Source organism: Kaistella sp. SH40-3 (genome assembly GCF_030686865.1).
In the GTDB taxonomy this organism is placed as follows: Bacteria; Bacteroidota; Bacteroidia; order Flavobacteriales; family Weeksellaceae; genus Kaistella.
The window spans coordinates 73,543-93,699 of record NZ_JAQYUS010000008.1; the positions used below are offsets into that span (position 1 = coordinate 73,543).

Genomic DNA, 20,157 nt, shown 5'->3' on the forward strand with positions numbered 1-20,157 from the left:
TAAATAAAATTAAAATGACCGTTATTTATTTTCAGACAATCTCAGAATATCTCCGAACACTCCCCTGGCAGTAACTTTTGCGCCGGCGCCGGCACCCATAATTACAATTGGATTTTCACCATAACTTTCGGTGTAAATTTCAAATATGGAATCTGAACCTTTTAATTGTCCGAGAGCAGAATTGGCGGGAACAGAAATTAACTGAACATCGAGTTCTCCTTTTTCCTGCTGCAAATCGCCATGTAAATCTCCGACCAAACGCAGGACGTGATTTTCTTTTTGGTTCTTTTTCACTTCATCAAAATGAACATCTAAAAGATCTAAACTCTTTAGGAAATCATTTTTATCAAGATTTACTAAACTTGCAGGAATTAAACTTTGGATATTGATATCGCTAAATTCGTTGCTTAAATCAAGTTCTCTGGCTAAGATTAAAAGTTTTCTGGCAACATCATTTCCTGATAAATCTTCACGCGGATCGGGTTCTGTAAATCCTTGATCCATTGCTTCTTTTAAAACAGTTGAAAATTTCTCGTCTCTCACTGAAAAATTATTAAAAATATAACTGAGTGAACCGGAAAAAACGCCTTTAATTCGAGTGATATTTTCACCGGATAAATGCAGTAATTTAATGGTATCAATTAAGGGTAAACCTGCTCCAACATTAGTTTCATAGAGATATTTTTTATTTTTCTTATTCAAAACATGACGGAAATTGCGGTATTCAGAAATTGGTAAAGTATTAAAAATCTTATTTGAAGAAACCAGATCGAAACCGTTTTCGGCCAAACGCGTATAATTTTTCACAAAATCTACACTCGCCGTATTATCGACTACAATTAAGTTTTCTAATTGGTTAACCTGTGAGAATTTAATTAAAGAATCCATTGTAGATTCTTCTTCTGCAACCAAAATATCATCTGCCCAACTTTTATTAAAGCCACTTTTATTAAAGGCAATCTTTCGGGAATTTGCTACCGCAACGATTTTTAAATCAAGTTTTTTTCGATTGCGGATTACTTCTGAATTTTCTAATACCTGATTAATCAAGGTCGATCCAACTTTACCGTGACCAATCATCGCTAAATGAACGGTTTTGGGTTTTGAAAAGATTTCTGCCTCGATGATATTTTTCGCTTTCTCATCTTGTGAAGAAGTAACGACCAAATTAATTCTATTCTCTGCCAGGACTTGATTTAAAATTAAAGGGAAAATATTATTTCTGGCTAATTCTGACATAATTTTATTAAAATCCTGCGCTACAAATCCCAAGACAGAAACATTATTAATGCTAAAAATCTGACTTACTTTTCCTGACTTTCGTTCTTTTTCAAATTCCTCAATCAAACAGTTTACGGCTTTTTCGGAATCACTTTCGTTAACCAAAACTGAAATCCCATTTTCTACGGCTTGCTGAGAAATAACGCCCACGCTGATTCTTGCGTAAGTCAATGCTTTAAAGATTCTGCCATCAATTCCGACTTCTCCCAAGAAATCTTTTCCTTCGAACTTGATGATTGATTTGTTTTTTAAGATCTTTATTTCGTTCCTATTTTTCATGAATGATTGTATTTAAAATTTGATTAAGTTGGCCGTATTCCATTAAAAATGCATCGTGACCGTGAATGGATTTTATTTCGTGGTAGAAAATATTTGATTTTTTTTGCTTTAAAAATTCTTGACATTTCCGCATTTCAAAAGCAGGGAAAAACAAATCAGAATCAACACCAATGAAATGAATGTTTGCTTTAATATTTTCCAGTTTTTTCTCATCAGTATTAATAGTCATCAACAAATGATTCATGAGCCGATAAGCATCCAAACTAAATCGCTCGTTCAATTTTTCTCCATGGAATTTGAGCCAGTCGTGGGAATTTAAAATCTTCTTTTCAGGATGAATTTCATTTTTAAATCTTTCATTTAAAGATGCCGGCGTTCGGTAACACAACATCGCATGCACTCTGGCTTTTTGCAAAGGTTGAATTGGATGATCCAATAAAAACTGCTGAACCAAACATTGAGCATGCAACCAATCTGAAGTTTTATAATCGCAAGCAACCGGAATGAAGTTTTCTGCCAAATCAGTATTAATTGCTAACATTTCCCAACCAATTGCGCCGCCCAAGGAACCACCAATTAAAGTATGAAGTTTAGAAATATTTAAAAATGATAAACCTTGCAGGAAAATAGTCGCAATATCTTTCGGTGTGAAATCCTGATATTTCTTAATTAAACTCCCATCAAAACCATTTCCTGGAATATTAAAACAAATGACAGAGAAAGTATTGGTATCAATGATTTTATTTTCGCCGATTATAGAATTCCACCAACCATTTTCTCCGGTAACATTTGAATTTCCAGTAAAGGCATGATTCACCAAAACGATTGGCACAGAATGCAATTCCGGACCAAATAGTTGATACGACAAATCGATATCAAGGATTTTTCCTGATACTAACTGATGTTTTTTGAGCGTGATATGTTGTAGCGAAGTTTTCAATTTTTCTTAAAATTAAAATTGAAAATGCTACCTGAGAAAGGTAAAAATAGTTTCTGTTATCTCTTCCCAAATAGGGATAGAATGTAGCACCTTCTCCGTTTCCGAAGGGTTGCCAAGGTTTCATTGAGTCTAATCTCTCCACCTTTCTTAATAACATTTTCAAATATGTAAATGAACTTATTTCGTTGCAAAGGAAAGCATTAAATTATACCCTGACAAATTTTCGGAAATTTTTTATTTCTTAATTTCGCACCAGAAATTTTTATAAATGACGACGGAGAAAGAAAGAATGCTCGATGAAAACTGGAAAACCTGGGGACCTTACGTAAGTAACAGACAATGGGGAACGGTTCGTGAGGATTACAGCAGTAACGGAAATGCCTGGGGACACACCACTTACAATGACGCAATAAGCAGAGCGTATCGATGGAGCGAAGATGGAATTGCCGGAATTTGCGACGCAAAACAGCGACTGTGCTTTGCTTTTTCATTTTGGAATCGCAAAGATAAAATGATCAAAGAACGATTTTTTGGTCTCAGTAATTATGAAGGAAATCATGGTGAAGACGTAAAAGAAATCTACTATTATCTTGATAATACGCCAACTCATTCTTACATGAAAATGGTGTATAAATATCCAATTAATGAATTTCCTTATGACGATTTAATTGCAGAAAACGGAAGAAGATCAAAACATGATCCTGAGTATGAAATAATTGACACGGGCATTTTTAATGATGATAATTATTTTGATATTTTCATTGAATATGCTAAAATTAATCATGATGATTATTTAATTCGTGTCACTGTAAAAAACAGAAGCGGACAAAAAGCACCCTTGGTTATTCTTCCAACGATTTGGTTTAGAAACAACTGGAGTTGGGGTCACGGAGAATATGAACCTCAACTAAAATCTTCGGCGAGTGGCGACATTGAAATTCATCATGAATCTTTGCCGGTTATAAAACTGTATTCAAGAGATCAAAATACAGAAGCACTTTTTTGTAATAATGAAAGTAATCCCGCAATCATTTCCGGTGCAAGCAGCGAACCAAGATACTATAAAGACGGTATCAATAATTTCTTAGTTCATAACGACAAAGATGCAATGAACCCTGACAAAACGGGAACGAAAGCCTGTTTCGTAATCAATACAGAAATCGACGCTGGCGGAAGTCAATCTTTCGATTTCCGATTGAGTCCACATGATATGGAAAATGCTTTCTTTGACTTTGACGACGTCTTTAGTTTAAGAATTAAAGAGGCCAATGATTTTTATGACGGGATTCAAGAAGACATTCACGATGAAGAAGAAAAATTAATTCAAAGACAAGCTTTTGCCGGCTTACTGTGGAATAAACAATTTTATCATTACAATGTTTCAAAATGGTTGAAAGGAGATCCTAAATTTGATGCACCGAGAAACCTGGACCATCACGTGCGAAATTTGGAATGGGAACATATGCAGAATAAGGATATTATTTCGATGCCCGACAAATGGGAATATCCGTGGTTTGCAACTTGGGACTTGGCTTTCCACTGTGTTCCGTATGCAATTTTAGATTCAGGTTTTGCCAAGCATCAATTAAAATTATTGACGAAGGAATGGTACATCCATCCGAACGGACAATTGCCGGCATACGAATGGGATTTCAATGATGTCAATCCTCCTGTTCATGCATGGTCAACATTCAGAGTTTTTAAAATTGATCAAATGATTAATGGAAAACCCGACGTTCCTTTTCTGGAAAGTGTTTTTCAAAAATTATTATTGAATTTTACGTGGTGGGTGAACCGGAAAGATAAAAATGGAAATAATGTTTTTGGCGGCGGATTCTTAGGTCTGGATAATATCGGTGCTTTTGACCGAAATATGGAATTCAAAAATGGAGACCATTTAGAGCAAGCCGACGGCACAAGTTGGATGGCGATGTACGCTTTGAATATGATGCGGATTTCAATGGAACTGTCTCTATATAATCCGATTTATGAAGATATGGCGATTAAGTTTTTCGAACATTACTTATATATTGCCGAAGCCATGGATAATCTGGGAGAAACTAAAAATGGTCTGTGGAACGAAGAAGATGGCTTTTTTTACGACCTTCTGCAATTGACTAACGGTGATTCTGTTTCTCTAAAACTGCGAAGCATTGTGGGCCTTATACCAATGTTTGCGGTGGAAGTTGTAGAACATACTTTACTTGAAAAACTCCCTAATTTCCGCAAGAGAATGGATTGGATTCTGAAGAACAAGCCGGAACTCGCTAATTTAGTTTCCCACTGGGAAGTGGAGGGTAAAGGTGGAAAACACTTAATGAGCGTATTAAGGAAAACCAGGTTGACCCGAATTCTGCAGCGAATGGCTGACGAAAAGGAATTTCTCTCTCCCTACGGAATTAGATCGATGTCCAAAGTTTATGAAGATAATCCTTACACCTTTTCAGTCGATGGAAAAGATTTCAAAGTGAAATATACTCCCGCTGAAAGTGACAGCAGCATGTTCGGCGGAAACAGCAACTGGCGCGGTCCGATTTGGTTCCCAATTAACTTCCTGATTGTAGAAAGTTTACAGCGTTTCCATTATTATTATGGTGACAGTTTGCAAATCGAATATCCAACCAACAGTGGAGAAAGTCGCAATCTAGATTTTGTGGCGACGGATTTAAGCAAACGGCTTTACTCTATTTTCAGTAAAGATGAACATGGAAACCGACCTTTCAATGGTGGAAATGATTTATTAAATCACAATGAATTCTTTAAAAATTACATTATGTTTCACGAGTATTTCAATGGCGATACCGGCGAAGGAATTGGTGCCTCTCACCAAACCGGCTGGACAGCGACGATTGCGAAATTGATTCAGCCGAGAATGGGCTCGAGGTCGAGATAGATTATAAGTTAAAAGCAGCATTTTGAAATGCTGCTTTTTATTTATAGAATTGATTTTATTACTTAAATCTTTTCAATGGAATTCAATTCCTTTAAGGATTTTGTCATGATGAACTTCTGAAATATAAATTTCGTCAAACCAAAGTAAATTACAACTTGCAAGATCATTCCTGTAACCAATCCGATCTTATACGGTAAAGATTCGGATGCATCGTTAATAATCCCGTTACTTTTAATTTGTACTACATCTAGAAATGCTCCGCATCCTTTTATGAATAGGAAAACGCACGCCACATAATAAAATAATTTATTGTTCATTTTTTTCTTTTATTAATTTAACTAAATACCAACTTTATCCCCATTCACAAAAACCTCATAATTTACCGTTACATTCGGTTCCATAGTTTTTGAAACAGAACAGTATTTCTCAAATGAAAGAGCGGCGGCACGTTCTGCTTTTTTCGGATCAACATTTCCTTCAAGATGAAAAGAAACCGTAATTGTTTTAAACGGTTTTGCTTCGTCAACCTGAATTCTTTCACCCACAACTTCGGCAGAAAACTTGGTGATTTCCTGTCTTTGCTTTTTTAGGATTGAAACCATATCGATTCCGCTACAACCGGCAACAGCCATTAAAATCGTTTCCATCGGAGAAATTCCTTTTGTTCCTTCTGATTGAGAGGTGTTGTCTAAAAGTATTTTATTGCCCAAAGAATTGGTGCATTCAAATAAATAATCGTCGTTGATTCTATTTAGGGTAATTTTCATAAAGTTTAATTTTTAAATTTAAAAAGTAAAAATAGCGAATTTAATTAAAGAATTCCTCTCGCTTTTATTTCCAGATATTTATTAATGACTTCAATATTCAAATTTTCGGGCAAAGTATAAACCGTGTAAATTCCATATTTTCGAAGTTCCTGAATAATTAATTTCTTTTCGTACTCAAACTTCTCCGCGATAATTTCATCATACACTTCCTGAATATTTTCAGGATTGGTATTGATTAAACTTTGAAGTTCAGCGTTTTTAAAGAAAATAATTACGAGCAAATGGTTTTTTGCAATTCCACGCAAGTATTTCATCTGTCGGTTTACGGCATCCAAAGTTTCAAAATTGGTAAAAAGCAAAATCAAACTTCGTTGTCCGATAGTATATTTTACATCCTGATACAATCTGCTGAAATCACTTTCGTACGAATTAGTTTGAATATTATAAAGTGCTTCAGAAATCTTTCTCAACTGTCCCGATTTATTATCTGCCGCAACTTTATGTTCTGTTTTTTTGGAGAAGGTCATCATTCCGGCGCGGTCATTTTTTTTAAGAATAATGTGACTTAAAGCCATGGTTGCATTAATCGAATAATCGAGTAAACTCAAACCATTAAAAGGCATTTGCATCGTTCTTCCATTATCAATCAGCATAAAAATCCGTTGTGATTTCTCATCCTGAAACTGATTGACCATCAACTGATTTCGTTTCGAAGTTGCTTTCCAGTTGATCGTTCGCACATCATCGCCGGGAACATATTCTTTAATCTGCTCAAACTCCATCGTATGACCGAGTTTACGGATCTTTTTAATTCCACCCAATAGAAACTCGTTTTGAAGCGCCATCAATTCATATTTTCTTAAATGAATAAAAGACGGATAACTCGGCAACATCGCTTCTTTTTGAAAAGTAAATCTCTTAGAAACCAATCCTAAAGGCGATTCCGCAAAAACATTGAGGTTTGCAAAACTATATTCACCGCGTTCTTTCGGTTCGAGTAGATATTCAAAAAGGATGTTTTTATTTTTATCAATGGTTCTTTCAATATTAAAATCACGCTTCTGAAATTGAAACGGAATTTCATCAATCACTTTGGTTTTAATGGTAAATGGATAATTATTTTTAATATCTATTTTTATTGAGTTCTGATCGCCGTTTGATAACTTCTCCGGTAAAATCCTCTGTGCCTGAACTGCATTTTTTTGATTAAAAAGAAGCATGTAATCCACAATGAAAGCGATCACCACCAAAGTCAATAAACCATGCGCAACCAACATCAACACCGGAAAGAAAAAAGCCAGAATATAAGTAAATCCCACGCCAAAAAGCGTGAAGAAAAAACGGTTATTGATGTACAAATTCCTCATTTTAAAAGTTGACCTTTTTCAAATTACTCATTACCAATTACTTATTGCTCATTAAAACCTATCTCGGAATTTCAATCGCCTCCAAAATCTGGCGAATAATTTCATCCGCAGTTAATCCTTCCATTTCGCGTTCTGGGGAAACCATGACTCGGTGGCGAAGAACGGCGTAACTTGCTTCTTTGATATCTTCCGGCGTTACGAAATCTCGTCCACGAACTGCAGCAAATGATTTAGAAGCCGTCAATAAAGCCAAACTCGCTCTCGGAGACGCACCCAAATAAAGGAATTGATTTTCTCTCGTGTTCACAATAATTTTCGCAATATATTCTAACAACTGAGTTTCTACAACAACGTCTTTTACCAAATTCTGATACGTTTTCAACTGTGCTCCGGAAATCACTTTCTGCACGGCATCAGATTTATCTTCTAATTTATTTTCGTGTTGGTTTTTAATGATCTGTACTTCTTGCGTAAGATTCGGATAACCAACATTTATTTTAAAAAGAAAACGGTCGAGTTGCGCTTCCGGAAGTCGATAAGTTCCTTCATGTTCGATTGGATTTTGAGTGGCGACAACGAGGAAAGGTTCCTGCATTTCGTACTGTTTCCCATCCATGGTGATTTGGCGTTCTTCCATGACTTCAAATAAAGCGGCTTGCGTTTTAGCGGGTGAACGGTTGATTTCATCGATTAAAATAAAACTGGAAAAAATGGGTCCTTTTTTAAATTCAAACTCAGAATTTTTAACATTGAAAATAGAAGTTCCCAAAATATCAGACGGCATCAAATCGGGCGTAAACTGAATTCTGCTGAACCCGACATCAACTGTTTTCGCCAATAATTTTGCCGTAATCGTTTTCGCCACGCCCGGAACACCTTCGATCAAAACATGACCATTCGATAAAAGTGCGACCAATAAATGTTCAATCATCGATTCTTGACCGATAATCACTTTGCCGATTTCTGCTTTTACCTGTTCCAAACTTTTCTGAAGTTCGGTCATATCCAATCGGGAATGAAATTCTGTATTCGTATTTTCTTGATTTTGCTTTTCAAAATTTTCCATAATTATATTGGGTTCAATGGGATTCTATTTTAATTAAAATTGCTGTGATTTTAAAGTAAAATCTCGTCTAACAATTTATTCATTTTTATTAAATCTGACTGCATCACGCTTGCATAAGGATCCTGTCCTTTTTTAATTAGTTCGGTCGCTTCCCTAATTTTTTCTACACTTTTACCAGTTTTCAAATGAAGAAGGTGAATGAACTTTTCATCTAAATCTTTGGTATCAATCAACAAATCCATTCGGACGCGATTGAGGAAATATTGTGCTTTCTTGGCCATCATATCGTGGAAATCACCTTCCTGTAAATAGAGATTCCCGATGCTTTTTACAAATTCTACGGATTTATTTTTCTTCGGTTCGATGATCGGAACAATTCTCTGTTTGCGTTTTGCATTAAAAATGATGAACAGTAAAAGTCCGGCTAATAATAACCACCAAGCATAACGCAAACCAGGATTTGCCAAAATAAATCGCAAGGGTGAACGGGATTCGGCTACATTTTTATTATCACCTGAAAACCAAACAGTTTCACGATCAGGAAGATAAGAAAATACATCCTGAACATATTTTTCATTGCCGGGTTTTAGCAAATAATAGTTGGTTAAAATCAACGGTTCTGAATGCAAATAAAAATGACCTTTTCCATGATTGACTTTAATGAAATTAGCCATTTTGCTATCACTTTCTTCCTTTCCTAAAATTTCGTGATCTTTTGAAATCAATTCAAATCCTTTTCCGGAGGGCAATTTATCTAACTTTAAAGAATCAGCCGCAAATTTATTATCGGTCAGTAATAACAAATTAAAATCTTCATAACTGATCGTCGACAACGAGAAACCTAAAGAATCTGAAATACTCTGATGCAAGAAATCTGAAATAACCATCACATCCGACCCTTTTTCTACGTTCTCCAAAATTTTATTCCAGGATTCCGAATCCAGTTTAGATTCGATAATTAAAATATTATGAGGTTTTAATTTTTGAGTTTTGTAGAAATCGTAAGGTGAAAGATCGGTTCGTTTTACTTTATCATTCAAAAGATGATTCACTTCTTTACTGAAGATAAAAAGTCCAAAAGGTGATTTTTCATTAACATCGAAATTCTTACGCCAGTCGGTCACATCGGATTTACTGAGTTCCAGCAACGCCAAAACTACCATCACGACGATGAAAATTAAACCATATAACTTGAACGTTTTATTCATATTTAACTATTATCCAGAAAGGATTTTCTATATCTTAAAATTTAAAAACTTTTGTTTGAATTGGGTATAATTCTCTTCGTTAACTTCAAATTCGCCATACCAAACGTAATCGAAAATATAAGCCAGTTCTTTGAAATTGGATTTTAAATGATCTGTTTTTAGTTCTGATAAATAATCTTTATTTGTTTTTTCCGGATTCCAATTGATGAGTTTTTTATCCGCCAATTTCTTTAAAACCAACAAAAATTGATAACGAACCGCGGATCGATAATCTTTCTGTCTTTCGAATTTTTCAATGCTTTCATTGAAATTAATTTCGTGGATATTTTCCTGAAGATCCTGATTCTCGATATTAATTTTATTATTCTTCTTGCTAAAAAAGAAATTGCCGTCTTTGCCCAGTAAAAATTTAATTAAAAAGTAAAGTACAAAACCGATAATAATGACTGCGAAAATCCGCATGATATTTTCCGCATAAGAAGCCGTTTTGTTAGGATCTACTTTACCAAAAATGGATTCCAAAATTTTCTTTATTCTTTTCTGAATCTTTTGCCAAATCGATTCTCGGGGTTTTATCGTCGTGTAATCGTAATCTGCACCTTTATATTTGGACTGAAATTTCTCTTCAAAACTTTTAGGGAAAACAATATTATCGGTGGTCGGATTTTTGAGTAAAAGAGAATCGGTGTAAAACTGCTCATTCTTGCGAATTTGAATAGAATCTTTAAAACTGGAAATAGACGGTGGCGGAAGTTCCTGAGAATTTCCACCTATAAATTGTAATAGAAAAAAGAAGAAGAATATCCTAAATTTCATTGGTACCAATCGTGTCGATTTCTGATAAGTCTAAATTACGGTGAAGGTCGGTTCTGCTGTCATAATACTGCAATCCTGAGTTTACAAAAATCACGTTAATCATTAAAAATGAAAATAAAAGCGACACGCCATAAAACAGGAAAAACACAATTCCCATCGGACCTTCAAATGGATTTTGCTGCAATTCACCAGATTCTGGAATGGTCATCATTCCACCAAATATAAACATCATCGGAATCATGGTGAAAATCGATGTAACTACTTGAATAATAAAATACATCACGATCGTTGAACCCCAATATTTCCAAAAAGGAGATTTCTCCCTTCCGTTTTTATAGGAAAATTGCGCCCTCACGGCATAACTCAAAGATTCAAAAAAACCTTTCTTCGTATTGAAATAATCGAACATTAAAAAATTTACGACATTCATTAAAGCAGGTCCCAATAATATCAGTAAAAAGAACCCGATAAGAATAAACATTAAAACCACCGTTAAGCCGAAAACGATCATTGCTAAAGGAGTTACGATGAAAAATAATCCCAGAAACAGAATTAGAAACCGTCCGATATTATTTTTTAAATCACTTAAAATATCGTCGGCTTTAATATTCTTATTTCCCGTTTCTGTCAATCTTTTCAGATAGAGAATCGGATAAGAATAGGAAACCATCGTCACCGCCAAAAACAGTATAAACACGATTGTCGATACCAAAATCAAGATCGCTGAATTTTCTTGAAAGTAGGCTTCAAAATAATGGTTTTGCCCGCTCGTATTGGAACCCATAATTTGCGAGAACAATTCCCGATAACCAAAAACGAAAATGATAACCATCAGAATTAATAAAATCCCGTTGATCAAAAGATAATTTTTGAAATAGTTTTTTCCGTGCTCTTTAAAAAAAGCAAAGGTGTCGCTAATGAATTGGCCGAAGTCCCGTTTCTGATAAAATTGCATCATGTATTTTTGATTTTTTTGCTACTAAATAAGGATAGATAAAATAATAATAACCGATCAAAGAAAGCGTTCCGAAAATAAGAAGTCCATTAATAATTCCCGGCATTACCAAAGCATATCTGGTGACATAACCCTCAATAATTCCCGCGACAATCGTAAATGGAACGGTACTTAAAAATATTTTAAAGGCATCTTTAAAACCTAATTTAAAGGAATTAAAACGAGAATACGTTCTGGGAAATAAAATCGAAGCGCCTAAAATTAATCCTGCCATCGCCTCTACGACCATGCTGAAAATTTCGAAAACACCGTGAAGCCAAATTCCACTCGCACTTTCTTTCAACGCACCATGTTCGTGAAAAAAGTATTGAAATGAACCGAGCATAATACTGTTTTGCAACAACGCATACAAAGTTCCTACTCCACCGAAAACACCATAAATAAAAAGAACAGCGCCGACTTTTAGATTATTAAAAATAATAGAAATCGCACTTCCCCAATTTGAACCTTGCTGATAAACACCGACCGCATTTCCTTTTTCGATATTCTCAATCGTTTTGTTGACATACTCGTCACCCAAAATAATTCTGACAAAATCTTTATCGTAATACGCTGAAACAAAACCAATTAAAGTAAATAGAATAAAGAATCCAAAGGCATAAAATAAGTACCTTCGATAGTGATGTACCAAAAGCGGAACTTCAGTTTTAAAGAACTCAAACAATCGATTTTGCTCTGTTCTTTTGGTTTTATAAATTCTTTGGAAAATAAGTGAAGAAAGATTGTTCAGGTAAACCGTGGTCTTACTTTTCGGGTAATAAGTTTGTGCAAACGATAAGTCATTCACCAGATTAATGTACAGCGAAGAAAGATCATCGGGATTTTTTTTAACTTTTCCTGCGATAACCTGCTCGATTCCCAACCATTTTTCTTTATTTTGTTTGATAAACGCAACCTCTCTCATCTGATGCTAAAATAATAAAAATATGTCGCTGATCGCTATAAATACTTCACAAAATGTAAATATTAATTTCAATACAGCAAGTATTGGCGAGCGAATTTTGGCATTTGTCATTGACATCCTCATCAAAGGGGCGTACGTATTTACGCTTTTCTGGTTCCTGCTCCGAGTATTTAATTTCGGTTCTTATATGGACGGACTCGATAATTGGTCGCAAATGGCAGTTTACATTATCCTTACAATACCAATTCATATTTATACTTTGGTCAGCGAAAGTTTGATGGAAGGACAGACTTTTGGAAAGAAACTGGTCAAAATTAAAGTGGTAAAAATCGATGGATTTCAGGCAAGTTTTGGTGACTATTTGATGCGCTGGTTTTTCCGGCTGATCGATGTTTATTCCAACTCCGGCGTGGTCGGATTAATCAGTATGATCGTTTCAAAAAACAATCAAAGGTTGGGCGATATGGCTTCCGGGACGGCCGTTATTTCCTTAAAAAATCGAGTCAATATTTCGCATACCATTCTAGAAAACCTGAAAGAAGATTACGTTCCACTTTTCCCGCAAGTGATAGCATTGACCGATAACGACGTGAGAATCATCAAGGAAAATTATCAAAAAGCCCTGAAAATTGATGACCGACAAGTGGTTTCAAAACTCTCCACAAAAATCAAAGAAATCCTGAAATTAGAAATCGATCCCACCAAAATGACAGAACGGCAATTCATCAGCGTCGTCATCAAAGACTACAATTTCTACACGGGAAAAGATCTGTAAATTATTTTATTTGGGCAGACATTTCCGCCTTCCGTTCCCAATCTTTTTTTGCCATTTCTAACCTCCTCTGCAAAAAAAAGGATTTCCACTCAAGTTGGGCTGCAGCGTTTGCATTTTAACAAAATCAGTTAAGAGTAGATAAATCTTGTTTCCATTTATTTTCCTTAATTTTAAGGAACTAAATCGATTAAAATGAAATACGAAAATAACAGATCAGGAAATGGCGGTGTTTTAACTTTGAATAAAGAAGACGAAGAAGTGGGCAGATTAACCTACACCATTTTCCCGGATGAAAATAAATTTGTAATCTCTTATGTCTTGGTTCATTCAAAATTTGAAGGAAAAGGAATGGGAAAATATTTGGTCGAAGAAGGCATCAAATTCGCCCGGGAAAACAATTGGAAAGTATATCCGCATTGTTCTTATGCGCGTTCCGTCATGCACAGAATGAAAGATGTTGACGATATATTATTAGAACGTTAAAACACAAAACCCATAGAAATTCTATGGGTTTTGATTTTTTTAGGTATTGTTTCTTAATTCTTATTGATGTGATAATACGCCAACATTTTGTAATACAGTTTAGCCGCTAAGAAAGCAGTTGGTTTCGGCATCGGAGAATCCATTAATTCTACAATATCAAAAGCAACCACATTGCATTTTTCAAATACTTTTCTCAACAGTTCCAAAGTTGGATACCATTGCAAACCGCCCGGTTCCGGAGTTCCCGTTGACGGAGCAATTGAAGGATCAAATGCATCTAAATCAATCGTAATATAAACGTTTCCGGAAACTTTTTCCAAAACGTCATTAATCCAGTTTTCGTTGTTTGCGATTTGGTGCGCCCAGAAACACTGTTCTTTATTTACATACTGCATTTCCTCGAGGTCGCAAGAACGAATTCCGACCTGAACCAAATTATGTTTTTGGCTCGCTTCATAAACTGCACAAGCATGATTAGAAGTTGAACCGTGAAAGTCCGGACGTAAATCGGTATGCGCATCTAACTGCAAAACCGTTAAGTTTTCATATTTCTCGCCAACCGCACGAATCGATCCAATAGAAACAGAATGTTCACCACCAAAAAGGGTAAATAATTTTCCCTCGTTTGCAAGGAGTTCTTTCGTTTTTTGATAAACCGCTTCGGTCATCGCTTCAGGAGAAGATTTCTCGGAGATTTCACCAGCCAGATAAACACCTTCCAAATAAGGCTCAGTTCCAGTTTCAATATCGTACAATTCCATGTTTTCGGAAGCGTCTAAAAAAAGTTCCGGTCCTTTATCAGCACCTTTTCCCCAAGTGGAAGTTCCATCATAAGGAACGGTTACCAGCACTACTTTTGAGGTTTCCAGTTGAGCATTTTCTTCCGGAATATCTGCGTATGTTTTCATATAATCTTTGATGTTAGTTTTGTAATAATTGAGGTTCAAAGATAAATATTTCAAAATAATTATTACTCTTTCCCCAAATTGTAAAAACAACAATAATACATTTTCTAAATTTTCAAGTTAGATAATTAAATTAATCGCTAATTTTATAGTAAACTTTAAATAGCGAATATTAAATCAAAAATGTAAATTGATGAAAACTAAATATTTAATAGGACTACTTTTATTGACTTTCCAAATATTTCTCTCCCAAAACATTACGGGTTCCTGGTACGGAAATCTAGATGTTCAGGGACAAAAACTCCCTTTGGTATTTCATATCGAACAAGAAGGAAATGATTTAAAATCAACTTTTGACAGTCCAACTCAAGGCGCCAAAGGAATTCCGATTCAGAAAACTTTATTTGAAAATAACGAACTGACTTTGAATGCTTCTAACTTAGGAATTACGTTCAAAGGGAAATTAAATAATAAAAAAATCGAAGGAATTTTTTCCCAAAGCGGAATGAACTTTCCATTGATTCTTACCAGAAACGCAGAAACCACAGTTGTCAATCGGCCACAGACACCGAAACCTCCTTTTAATTACAACAGCGATGACGTCACTTTTAAAAATGACACGGAAGGAAATACACTTGCGGGAACAATTGTTACTCCCAAAAACTTCAAGAAAAGCCAACCCATTTTGGTAATGATTACCGGAAGTGGTGCACAGGATCGAAATGAAGAAATGTTCGAGCATAAACCATTTTTAGTCATTGCAGATGATTTGGCTAAAAAAAGAATTGCCACTTTACGTTTGGACGACCGCGGAATTGGCGGATCAGAAAAAGGAAAAGAAGGTGCCACCTCCGAAGATTTTGCGACAGATATAAATTCAGCCGTGAACTATCTCGTAAAAAACGGTTACAAAAACATTGGATTAATCGGTCATTCGGAAGGTGGAATGATTGCGCCGATGGTTGCAGATCTGAATAAAAATGTAAAATTTTTAGTTCTTCTCGCCGCTCCCGGAATTCCAATTCTTGACTTGGTTTTGGATCAGAACAAAAAACTGGCAGAAGGTGCCAATTTACCTCAAGACGCGATTGATGAAGTATTGGCGATAAAATCGAAAACATTTACGTACGCAAAAAACTATAAAGGAAAAGATTTCAAAACCGACTTTACTAAATATTTGGAAGAAAATTTCCCAAAAATGACAGCGCAGGAAAGAGAGGCTTATATTGCACAAATGTCTTCGGCGTGGTTTCAGTATTTCATCAAGTTTAATCCGGACGATTATTTATCCAAAGTTAAGATCCCAGTTTTGGCAGTAGACGGAAGTTTGGATATGCAGGTTTCGGCGAAAGAAAATTTAGCCGGAATTAAAAAATCTTTAACTAAAGCGGGAAATAATAAGTTTGAAACCATAGAATTTGAAGGTTTAAATCATCTTTTTCAAACGGCAAAAACAGGAAACCCTTCTGAATACGGACAAATTGAAGAAACCTTTTCCCCTAAAGTCTTGGACAAGATCAGTTCCTGGATTTTAGCATTGCAATGATTCTAAAAGATTTGTTTAATACAAAATATGCCAACATTTATGAAACCTAACAGTAATACAGAAAACGTTAACAATCCAGATCACTGGATTTTAGGGATTCTTTATTTCAACAAAAATGATCAGCGCTTATTTCCACCGAAAAGATTTAAATATTTTGGCTGGACGATCAATTTTGCAAATCCTTATTCTATTTTTGCATATTTAATTTTAATCGGTGCGGTGCTAGGAATCCTTTATGTACTCCGAAACTTATCCACCTTTAACTAAATATTTATGCCATTAAAAGCAGTTTTATTCGATATGGATGGTGTCATCGTTGACACGGAACCACTACACCGTAAAGCCTATTTCAAAATGTTTGATGATTTGGGAATTGAAGTTTCCGAAGAATTGTACACTACATTTACAGGTGCAGCAACAAAAAAAGTCTGTGAAACGCTGGTTGAAAAATATCAGTTAAAACAATCACCGGAGGAGTTAGCAATTATCAAAAGAAAGTATTTTAAACATTATTTTTATAATGATCCAGATTTCAATTTAATTGCAGGGGTTAAAGGTTTGATTGAGAATTATTTTGAAAATAACATCAAACTGGTTTTGGCGTCTTCTGCGAGTATGACGACGATTAAAATGGTTTTTGAAAAATTTGATTTAGAGAGATATTTTATCGGTAAAGTAAGCGGCGATGACCTGAAAGAATCAAAACCGAATCCAGAGATATTTTTAATCGCCGCTAAAATTGCCGCCGAACCAAAAGAAAACTGCATGATCATCGAAGATTCTACAAACGGAATTATCGCCGCACATTCTGCCGGAATTTTCTGTACGGCTTATAAAAGTGAGCATTCCATCAATCAACATTACGAGAAAGCGAATCTGGTCATTTCAGATTTTTCAGAGATTGAAGTTGAGAAGATCTCTAAATACTTTTGATCTTTTTGAGAAGCAAAAAAAACTTTTATCACATTAGTGCACAGAAGTTACCTTAGTTTTTCATTGAAATACGAAGTGTACATTAGTTTACATATTGTAATTCCTGAGGGAGATTTAAAAAAATATTTCTTATGAAACTCCTTTGAAAAGAATCCTGAACATTATTCTAGCCCCGATGGAAACGGCATCCTTTTTCTTTTCACGAAAGTGAAAGGAAAAGATAGAGTGGACAGCGGGACCGCAAATAAATAAGGAGCAACGTTTTTGTTGCTCCTTATTCAGTTTAATATCCTAATAATTTCAAGACATCTTCCGGTTGCTGTTCGTCCCGAAACATGGTGTAGACAAAATTACCTTCTTCATCTTTATCAATCAAAATATGCTTTGGCTGTGGCATCAAACAGTGATGAACTCCGCCGTAACCGCCAATGGTTTCTTGGTAAGCACCAGTATTAAAAAAACCAATATATAAGGGTTTCGTGTCACTAAAAGTTGGCAAATAAATCGCATTCGTATGTTGTTCAGAATTGTAGTAATCATCTGAATCACAGGTTAATCCACCCAGAAAAACACGTTCATAAGTATCATCCCAACGGTTGAGGGGAAGCATAATAAACTTGCGCGAAATCGCCCAGGTATCCGGTAAAGTCGTCATGAAAGAGGAATCGATCATATTCCATTTTTCACGGTCATTCTGACGTTTCTGAGAAATGATTTTATACAAATGGCCACCACTTTCGCCAACTGTAAAACTACCGAATTCGGTATAGATGTTTGGTTCTTCTACTCCTTCTTCTTCACAGAATTTTTTGATTTGAGAAACGATTTCATTCACCATATATTGGTAATCATAATCGAAATTCAAAGAAGTTTTAATTGGAAAACCACCACCGATATTAAGGGAATCAACTTCCGGAGCAATTTTTTTCAAACGCGCGTACACGCGTAAACATTTGTATAATTCATTCCAATAATAAGCAGTATCCTTAATTCCAGTATTGATGAAAAAGTGCAGCATTTTTAATCTCGCATTCGGATGATCTGCAATTTTTTGGCTATAATAGGGAATAATATCTTTGTACCCGATTCCTAATCTGGAGGTATAAAATTCAAATTTCGGTTCTTCTTCCGCCGCAATTCTAATTCCGATGTTAAAATTACAATCGATGCTTTCTGTCAATTTATCTAACTCTCGGTAATTATCTAAAATGGGAGTGATGTTCTCAAACCCATTATTGATCAACTCAGAAATTTTTGCTAAATAATCATCGGTTTTAAAACCGTTGCAAATCACTTCAACAGTTTTATCGAATTTCCCTTTTTCATAAAGAGATTTTACAATGTCGATATCGTATGCAGAAGAGGTTTCCAAAGAAATATCGTTTTTCAACGCTTCCTCTAAAACGAAAGCAAAGTGACTGGATTTTGTGCAATAACAGTAACGGTAACTTTTCTTATAATCATTGACTTCAAAAGCCTCTTTGAACCACGCTTTTGCACGCTGAATATTCATAGAAATCTTGGGAAGATAATTAAATTTCAAAGGCGTACCAAATTGCTCTATCACTTCCATTAAAGGGATATCATGAAATTGAAGGCTATTTTCCGTGACATTAAATTCTTCGGTTGGAAAATATAAAGTTTGGTCGATAAGTTCTGAATATTTAATCTTCATTTTTATAGAAAAGTTTACTGTATTTAATTTGCAAAGTTGGTAAAAAATATTGGGTTTCTATTTTAAAATTCCGTTAAAATTAATGTTGACTTTTATTTCCGACAAAGACCACTAGATTCCCTCCTTCAAATTCGATGGTTACCTCATCTTCCGCAGCAAAATTTCTGGTTCCTATTCTATGGGTAATATCTAAATTTTCTTTATTTAAAGGCCAATTCAAACCAATCGTAGTCACTGTTTCAGTTGTCGGAAATGGATATAAAGAAATCAATCGGTTTTTAACTTTTTCTAAGACTAATTTTTTCGGTGCAAAGAAATAGGTCGAGCATTCATCAAAAAAAGTAATCTTCAAATCGTTTTTAAATAGAAATGCCACGGTGAGGTTTCCTAAAAAATGATCCATTTCTCCACCACTTGCGCCGTAAACTTCAACGGTTTTAAAACCTCTTTCTTTAATAATTTCTAATGATTTCTCGAAATCAGTTTTATTCTGATCTGGGGTATAAATGAATTTCTCCTGATAAACACTTTCATCATTTCCCGAATGAGAATCGAAATCTCCGGAAATAAAATCGAGTTTTTCTAACGGAAAATCTTTCTCCTTTAAATAATGAAAAGCACCATCTGAACAGGCAATCAAAGAGTAGTCAACAATATTAGGAAGAACTTTGGGCGGAACACCATTAATGAAAAGTAGCGCTTTATCGGTCATTTGGATTCCAGTATTCTTCAGATTCATTATTCAGTTTTGAAACATAACGGGCCAAAACAAATAGATAATCAGAAAGTCGGTTCAGGTATTTAATGAGTTCTGGACGTACCTCTTCAGATTCATTAAGGAAAACTAAACTGCGTTCTGCACGTCGACAAACGGTTCTACAAACATGCAGTGATGTCGCAGATCTTCCACCGCCTGGAAGAATAAAGTATTGCAATGGTGCTAATTCTTTTTCAAAATCGTCCATCCAATGTTCGAGTTCTTCGATTTCAGTATCTGTAATCATTAAAGCCAAACGGGATTTTCCGTTTGCTAAATTTAATTTATCCGTTGGTGTTGCCGATTCTGAACCTAATGTAAATAAATCAAACTGAATTTTCTTCAGTTGGTTTAAAACCTTTTCGTCTTTAACTTCACTTTTGGCTACGCCGATAAATGAATTGAGTTCATCTATTGTTCCGTAGGATTCCACTCTGGCAGATGCTTTGGAAACTCGCGTTCCACCGTATAAAGCAGTCTCTCCTTTGTCGCCGGTTTTGGTATATATTTTCATCTTTCTAAAATTTTATCATTGCAGTAAATTTAG

General features: G+C 35.1%; 20 protein-coding genes and 1 riboswitch. Of the genes, 6 read left to right on the top strand and 14 right to left on the bottom strand.

What is annotated here, in order from left to right; translation table 11 throughout:
• Window positions 1-21: 21 nt before the first annotated feature.
• Together PUH65_RS12710 and PUH65_RS12715 are read right to left on the bottom strand one after the other, a co-directional pair.
• Window positions 22-1,560 (bottom strand): homoserine dehydrogenase, encoded by a 1,539-nt coding sequence (locus PUH65_RS12710; protein WP_305520512.1) that lies wholly within the window; start codon window positions 1,558-1,560, stop codon window positions 22-24.
• Window positions 1,550-2,500 (bottom strand): alpha/beta fold hydrolase, encoded by a 951-nt coding sequence (locus PUH65_RS12715; RefSeq protein WP_305520513.1) that lies wholly within the window; start codon window positions 2,498-2,500, stop codon window positions 1,550-1,552. The genes PUH65_RS12710 and PUH65_RS12715 overlap by 11 nt, the downstream gene beginning before the upstream one ends.
• Before the next feature lie 53 nt (window positions 2,501-2,553).
• Window positions 2,554-2,657, bottom strand: a riboswitch (SAM riboswitch).
• Window positions 2,658-2,768: 111 nt separating this feature from the next.
• Here PUH65_RS12715 and PUH65_RS12720 point away from each other — a divergent pair.
• A complete protein-coding gene (locus PUH65_RS12720) occupies window positions 2,769-5,393 on the top strand; it encodes a glucosidase (RefSeq protein WP_305520514.1) in 2,625 nt (874 codons plus the stop codon).
• A 62-nt stretch (window positions 5,394-5,455) separates the two neighbouring features.
• On the opposite strand, the gene PUH65_RS12725 is transcribed toward PUH65_RS12720, so the two are convergent.
• Genes PUH65_RS12725 through PUH65_RS12760 form a run of 8 tightly spaced genes read right to left on the bottom strand, consistent with a single transcriptional unit; the run spans window position 5,456 to window position 12,536 of the window.
• Window positions 5,456-5,710: a hypothetical protein gene (locus tag PUH65_RS12725; RefSeq protein WP_305520515.1), complete on the bottom strand. Its 255-nt coding sequence runs from the start codon at window positions 5,708-5,710 to the stop codon at window positions 5,456-5,458.
• Window positions 5,711-5,731: 21 nt separating this feature from the next.
• A complete protein-coding gene (locus tag PUH65_RS12730; protein ID WP_305520516.1) occupies window positions 5,732-6,160 on the bottom strand; it encodes an OsmC family protein in 429 nt (142 codons plus the stop codon).
• A gap of 44 nt (window positions 6,161-6,204) precedes the next feature.
• Window positions 6,205-7,527: a DUF58 domain-containing protein gene (locus PUH65_RS12735; protein ID WP_305520517.1), complete on the bottom strand. Its 1,323-nt coding sequence runs from the start codon at window positions 7,525-7,527 to the stop codon at window positions 6,205-6,207.
• A 58-nt stretch (window positions 7,528-7,585) separates the two neighbouring features.
• Window positions 7,586-8,593, bottom strand: coding sequence for a MoxR family ATPase (locus tag PUH65_RS12740; RefSeq protein ID WP_305520518.1), 1,008 nt, complete (start codon window positions 8,591-8,593; stop codon window positions 7,586-7,588).
• 50 nt (window positions 8,594-8,643) lie between these two features.
• Window positions 8,644-9,801: a DUF4350 domain-containing protein gene (locus PUH65_RS12745; protein ID WP_305520519.1), complete on the bottom strand. Its 1,158-nt coding sequence runs from the start codon at window positions 9,799-9,801 to the stop codon at window positions 8,644-8,646.
• Between the two features lie 27 nt (window positions 9,802-9,828).
• The gene (locus PUH65_RS12750) at window positions 9,829-10,617 is read right to left on the bottom strand and encodes a DUF4129 domain-containing protein (protein ID WP_305520520.1); all 789 of its coding nucleotides are present in this window, start codon (window positions 10,615-10,617) and stop codon (window positions 9,829-9,831) included.
• Window positions 10,607-11,575, bottom strand: a complete 969-nt coding sequence (locus PUH65_RS12755) for a DUF4013 domain-containing protein (RefSeq protein ID WP_305520521.1) — start codon at window positions 11,573-11,575, stop codon at window positions 10,607-10,609. Before PUH65_RS12755 ends, PUH65_RS12750 begins: the two co-directional genes overlap by 11 nt.
• Window positions 11,532-12,536: a stage II sporulation protein M gene (locus PUH65_RS12760; RefSeq protein ID WP_305520522.1), complete on the bottom strand. Its 1,005-nt coding sequence runs from the start codon at window positions 12,534-12,536 to the stop codon at window positions 11,532-11,534. The genes PUH65_RS12755 and PUH65_RS12760 overlap by 44 nt, the downstream gene beginning before the upstream one ends.
• Window positions 12,537-12,558: 22 nt before the next feature.
• Between PUH65_RS12760 and PUH65_RS12765 the strand changes: the two genes are divergently transcribed.
• Complete coding sequence (locus PUH65_RS12765) at window positions 12,559-13,311, top strand: RDD family protein (protein WP_305520523.1); 753 nt, start codon at window positions 12,559-12,561, stop codon at window positions 13,309-13,311.
• Between the two features lie 192 nt (window positions 13,312-13,503).
• On the top strand, window positions 13,504-13,794 hold the full coding sequence (locus tag PUH65_RS12770) for a GNAT family N-acetyltransferase (protein ID WP_305520524.1): 291 nt from the start codon (window positions 13,504-13,506) through the stop codon (window positions 13,792-13,794).
• A gap of 53 nt (window positions 13,795-13,847) precedes the next feature.
• Here the strand turns inward: PUH65_RS12770 and speB are convergent, their stop codons facing one another.
• Complete coding sequence (gene speB / locus PUH65_RS12775) at window positions 13,848-14,702, bottom strand: agmatinase (protein WP_305520525.1); 855 nt, start codon at window positions 14,700-14,702, stop codon at window positions 13,848-13,850.
• 190 nt (window positions 14,703-14,892) lie between these two features.
• On the opposite strand from speB, the gene PUH65_RS12780 reads away from it, so the two are divergent.
• Genes PUH65_RS12780 through PUH65_RS12790 form a run of 3 tightly spaced genes read left to right on the top strand, consistent with a single transcriptional unit; the run spans window position 14,893 to window position 17,178 of the window.
• Complete coding sequence (locus PUH65_RS12780; RefSeq protein WP_305520526.1) at window positions 14,893-16,245, top strand: S9 family peptidase; 1,353 nt, start codon at window positions 14,893-14,895, stop codon at window positions 16,243-16,245.
• Window positions 16,246-16,284: 39 nt separating this feature from the next.
• Window positions 16,285-16,512 carry a DUF5808 domain-containing protein gene (locus tag PUH65_RS12785; RefSeq protein ID WP_305520527.1) on the top strand — a complete coding sequence of 76 codons (228 nt, stop codon included), beginning with the start codon at window positions 16,285-16,287 and terminating at the stop codon, window positions 16,510-16,512.
• A 6-nt stretch (window positions 16,513-16,518) separates the two neighbouring features.
• Window positions 16,519-17,178 (top strand): HAD family phosphatase, encoded by a 660-nt coding sequence (locus PUH65_RS12790; protein ID WP_305520528.1) that lies wholly within the window; start codon window positions 16,519-16,521, stop codon window positions 17,176-17,178.
• A gap of 283 nt (window positions 17,179-17,461) precedes the next feature.
• Here PUH65_RS12790 and PUH65_RS12795 read toward each other — a convergent pair whose 3' ends face one another.
• The 3 genes from PUH65_RS12795 to PUH65_RS12805 form a co-directional block, all read right to left on the bottom strand.
• A complete protein-coding gene (locus PUH65_RS12795) occupies window positions 17,462-18,853 on the bottom strand; it encodes an arginine decarboxylase (protein WP_305520529.1) in 1,392 nt (463 codons plus the stop codon).
• 79 nt (window positions 18,854-18,932) lie between these two features.
• Window positions 18,933-19,592 (bottom strand): thiamine diphosphokinase, encoded by a 660-nt coding sequence (locus PUH65_RS12800; RefSeq protein ID WP_305520530.1) that lies wholly within the window; start codon window positions 19,590-19,592, stop codon window positions 18,933-18,935.
• Window positions 19,555-20,124 carry a cob(I)yrinic acid a,c-diamide adenosyltransferase gene (locus PUH65_RS12805; RefSeq protein WP_305520531.1) on the bottom strand — a complete coding sequence of 190 codons (570 nt, stop codon included), beginning with the start codon at window positions 20,122-20,124 and terminating at the stop codon, window positions 19,555-19,557. Before PUH65_RS12805 ends, PUH65_RS12800 begins: the two co-directional genes overlap by 38 nt.
• Window positions 20,125-20,157 lie beyond the last annotated feature (33 nt).

Coding starts and splice junctions, on each gene's coding strand:
- PUH65_RS12730 (WP_305520516.1), bottom strand. CDS start 6,160: ATGAAAATTACCCTAAATAGAATCAACGACGATTATTTATTTGAATGC.
- PUH65_RS12760 (WP_305520522.1), bottom strand. CDS start 12,536: ATGAGAGAGGTTGCGTTTATCAAACAAAATAAAGAAAAATGGTTGGGA.
- PUH65_RS12800 (WP_305520530.1), bottom strand. CDS start 19,592: ATGAATCTGAAGAATACTGGAATCCAAATGACCGATAAAGCGCTACTT.
- PUH65_RS12785 (WP_305520527.1), top strand. CDS start 16,285: ATGAAACCTAACAGTAATACAGAAAACGTTAACAATCCAGATCACTGG.
- PUH65_RS12790 (WP_305520528.1), top strand. CDS start 16,519: ATGCCATTAAAAGCAGTTTTATTCGATATGGATGGTGTCATCGTTGAC.
- PUH65_RS12735 (WP_305520517.1), bottom strand. CDS start 7,527: ATGAGGAATTTGTACATCAATAACCGTTTTTTCTTCACGCTTTTTGGC.
- PUH65_RS12725 (WP_305520515.1), bottom strand. CDS start 5,710: ATGAACAATAAATTATTTTATTATGTGGCGTGCGTTTTCCTATTCATA.
- PUH65_RS12765 (WP_305520523.1), top strand. CDS start 12,559: ATGTCGCTGATCGCTATAAATACTTCACAAAATGTAAATATTAATTTC.
- PUH65_RS12770 (WP_305520524.1), top strand. CDS start 13,504: ATGAAATACGAAAATAACAGATCAGGAAATGGCGGTGTTTTAACTTTG.
- PUH65_RS12780 (WP_305520526.1), top strand. CDS start 14,893: ATGAAAACTAAATATTTAATAGGACTACTTTTATTGACTTTCCAAATA.
- PUH65_RS12745 (WP_305520519.1), bottom strand. CDS start 9,801: ATGAATAAAACGTTCAAGTTATATGGTTTAATTTTCATCGTCGTGATG.
- speB (WP_305520525.1), bottom strand. CDS start 14,702: ATGAAAACATACGCAGATATTCCGGAAGAAAATGCTCAACTGGAAACC.
- PUH65_RS12710 (WP_305520512.1), bottom strand. CDS start 1,560: ATGAAAAATAGGAACGAAATAAAGATCTTAAAAAACAAATCAATCATC.
- PUH65_RS12795 (WP_305520529.1), bottom strand. CDS start 18,853: ATGAAGATTAAATATTCAGAACTTATCGACCAAACTTTATATTTTCCA.
- PUH65_RS12805 (WP_305520531.1), bottom strand. CDS start 20,124: ATGAAAATATATACCAAAACCGGCGACAAAGGAGAGACTGCTTTATAC.
- PUH65_RS12720 (WP_305520514.1), top strand. CDS start 2,769: ATGACGACGGAGAAAGAAAGAATGCTCGATGAAAACTGGAAAACCTGG.
- PUH65_RS12740 (WP_305520518.1), bottom strand. CDS start 8,593: ATGGAAAATTTTGAAAAGCAAAATCAAGAAAATACGAATACAGAATTT.
- PUH65_RS12750 (WP_305520520.1), bottom strand. CDS start 10,617: ATGAAATTTAGGATATTCTTCTTCTTTTTTCTATTACAATTTATAGGT.
- PUH65_RS12755 (WP_305520521.1), bottom strand. CDS start 11,575: ATGATGCAATTTTATCAGAAACGGGACTTCGGCCAATTCATTAGCGAC.